1 protein-coding gene is annotated in these 1,207 nt (G+C 43.8%); it reads right to left on the reverse strand.

Annotation, left to right across the window (positions count from 1 at the left end; translation table 11 throughout):
• Positions 1 to 187: 187 nt before the first annotated feature.
• On the reverse strand, positions 188 to 1,207 hold a 1,020-nt coding region (locus R7F67_RS24430), incomplete at its 5' end, for a PTS transporter subunit EIIC (protein WP_318057491.1).

Consider the following 1,207-nt stretch of genomic DNA (forward strand, 5'->3'; position numbering starts at 1 on the left):
TATCCGATATGGTTTTACAGAGTACATTGTTTCTAATGATCCACAATTCTAAGCCATTAGACAACAAGAACTCGCGCTAAAACGGCAATATTTATCGAGTTCGCGTGAATGCACAGCAGATTCAAAGCACTAAAACAAAAAAAGACCTCCCGAAGGAGGTCTCTAATCAAATATTAGTTCGATGTAATTATGGTAGTTTTACATTCGATAGGTCTTCGTTTGCGCCGATTGCTTTCATTTCACCAGCAACGATTTCTGCTAGAGGACCAAGGATAACTTGAAGGTTGTTTTCACCTAGTTTAACAACACCTTTCGCACCTAGTTTCTTCAACACTTCTTCATCAGCTACTGAACGATCTTTCAGAGTTAGACGTAGACGAGTGATACATGCGTCAATTGAAGTTAGGTTGTCATGACCACCTAGCGCTTTTAGGTATTGACGAGCTAGGTCACCACTTTTTGCTTCACCTGCTGGTGCTGCTGCTTGGCTATCATCATCTTCACGGCCTGGCGATTTTAGGTTAAACGCGCGGATTGCGAAGCTGAATGTGAAGAAGTAAAGAGCACCGAAGCCAAGACCAACTGCACCTAGTAGTAGAGGTTTAGTTGCTAGACCGTAGTTCAACAAGTAGTCAATTAGACCAGCAGAGAATGTGAAGCCGTGTAGCGTACCAAGCATGTTAGCAACAACTAGCGATAGACCAGTGAACACTGCGTGAATCGCGTATAAAGCAGGAGCTAGGAATACGAACATGAACTCTAGAGGCTCTGTGATACCAGTTAGGAATGAACAGAATGCAACAGAGAACAATGCACCACCAACTTGGCTACGTTTCTCAACAGGAGCCGCTAGGTACATAGCAAGTGCTGCACCTGGTAGACCAAACATCATTACTGGGAAGAAACCGTTCATGAATACACCAGCGCTCTTATCGCCGCCGAAGAAACGGTGTAGGTCACCAGATTTAACTGTTTCAGTTACTTCTTTAACAGTTGCTGTAATTTCTGGAGTTACTGAGTTAGCGAATTCAAATGTGTGAGTTTGACCAGCAACAAGAGTCTTAGCTAGAGCTGGGTCAACACAAAGTTGTTGTAGTGCAGGAAGAGCTTGACCAGCAGCTGTTGCGCCAGAAACTAGCACTTCTTGACAAGAACCCATACCAAACCAGAAGAAAGAGTTCAGTACGTGGTGTAGACCTACAGGAAT

This window comes from Vibrio sp. YT-17, from assembly GCF_033337375.1.
GTDB lineage: Bacteria > Pseudomonadota > Gammaproteobacteria > Enterobacterales > Vibrionaceae > Vibrio > Vibrio alginolyticus.